The sequence below is a fragment of the Methanoculleus sp. MH98A genome, assembly GCF_000691865.1.
Classification (GTDB): Archaea; Halobacteriota; Methanomicrobia; order Methanomicrobiales; family Methanoculleaceae; genus Methanoculleus.
In genome coordinates this window covers 1-1,766 of sequence record NZ_JMIO01000220.1, presented here as the reverse complement: position 1 = coordinate 1,766, position 1,766 = coordinate 1, and the positions used below count along the sequence as shown (strand labels likewise).

The 1,766-nt window shown below is 50.6% G+C and carries 2 protein-coding genes; both read left to right on the top strand.

Annotated features, from left to right (window positions below):
* Positions 1-34 precede the first annotated feature (34 nt).
* The gene (locus EI28_RS12660; RefSeq protein WP_048114251.1) at positions 35-1,210 is read left to right on the top strand and encodes a glycosyltransferase family 4 protein; all 1,176 of its coding nucleotides are present in this window, start codon (positions 35-37) and stop codon (positions 1,208-1,210) included.
* Positions 1,207-1,766: glycosyltransferase family 4 protein (locus EI28_RS12655; RefSeq protein WP_048115395.1), on the top strand; the 560-nt coding region annotated here is incomplete at its 3' end. The genes EI28_RS12660 and EI28_RS12655, both read left to right, overlap by 4 nt.

Sequence of the window (1,766 nt, the reverse complement as noted above, 5' to 3'; positions counted from 1 at the left end):
GACGACGGCTCAAGCAGCATGTTTGTGATTGCGTATGAAGATTCTACAGGTGACACCGTTCTTCAAGCCGAGCTGGGAATCCGGGGGCGTGGCACGTGCGGCATATGAGATCTCACAGCGTCTCCGGAGAGCAGGCCACGACGTCACGGTATATACGACGAATCGGAGCACCTATCCGACCGGGCTTCCAACGAACAGACCCCTCAATGTCGATGGGATGAAGGTTTACTATTTTGAAAACTTACGGAAGTATTTTCCGGGCACAGCACTGCCCATAGTCCCGTACTATTTACCGTTCGTTGCACACCGGGATCTGCAGAATTATGATATAATTCACATCCATGAGCACAGGACACTCCTTGCGGCCATGGTAAGTCATTATGCCAGGGAGTACGGCGTTCCATACGTTCTGCAGCCGCATGGATCGCTCCCCAAAAATAAAACCCTGGGTAAGGCAAAGGTGAAAAATATCTTTGATTTTGTCTTCGGATCCGCCATTTTAGATGCCGCATCAAGACTGATCGTCATGAACAGCATGGAAAAGGAACAGAATGTAATGATGGGCATTCATGAGGACAAGATCGCTGTTATTCCCAACGGCATCAGTCGCGAGAGGTGCGCTACAACCAAGAGCAAAGGGGAATTCCGGAAGTTTTGCGGAATAGAGAACGGAAGCAGCCTCGTTCTATACCTGGGCAGAATCGATAGAATCAAGGGAATTGATTTTCTGATAGAAGCGTTTCACCGGCTGGTACAGGAGCAAACAGATGCCATCCTGGTCATTGTCGGGCCGGAATGGGGTTACAAGCGGGAACTCGAGGAGAGAGTGCGGGCTCTCGGAATTCAGGATCGGGTACGGTTTGTCGGTTATATCGATGACGTCGGCTTTGCCTACCAGGATGCCGATCTGCTCGTCTATCCGGGAAAGTATGAGATATTCGGGCTTGTTCCGTTCGAGGCAATCATAAGCGGAACCCCGGTGATTGTCACAGAAGACAATGGCAGCGGAGACCTCATCAGGGAAGGTGACTGCGGCCTGACTGTACGGTATGGAGATTGTGCGGATTTAACGAAGAAAATGGCATTTTGCCTTGAAAACCCCGGGGAAGGGAGAAAAATGGTTCAGCGAGGACAGGAATTCGTTCGAAAGAATCTGACATGGGACCGGATCGTGGAAAAACTCGAACAGGAATACCGGAAGTGCCTATGAACATACTGGCGATCCCGACAACCGTCGGGTTGTCAAAACCCCAGAGCGGGGGCCAGAACAGGTTTTGCAACCTCGTCAATTGTCAGGCCGCAAATAACCGGATCGTTGTACTCGAACCGGATCACCTTTATGATGAGGGTGACGCTGATGTCGCGCAGGTATACACCTATCACGATATCGAGGCGCTTCGTAGGAGACTATCCATATTCAGAGATATTAATCCCGATTTCATCCGCAAGGCGGCACGGATCATCAGGGACGAAGAGATCGATCTCATCCAGATCACCCATCCCAGTGGAGCATTGGCGGCCAGGATGCTCGGTTTCCTTACGCGCAGGAAGATAAAAATAGTGTACGACGCTCACAATGTTGAATCCGATTTCATTCAGCAGACCTTTGCGAACCATAATCACTACTCCCTGGTGGAGCGAAAACTCATACCCACTTATACCAATTTACTGGAGAGGGTCTCCTGCAAGTACCTCTTCGACCACATCACCGCCGTGAGCGACAATGATGCAGATACGTTCAGGAGGAGGTATCATCTCAAAGAGGG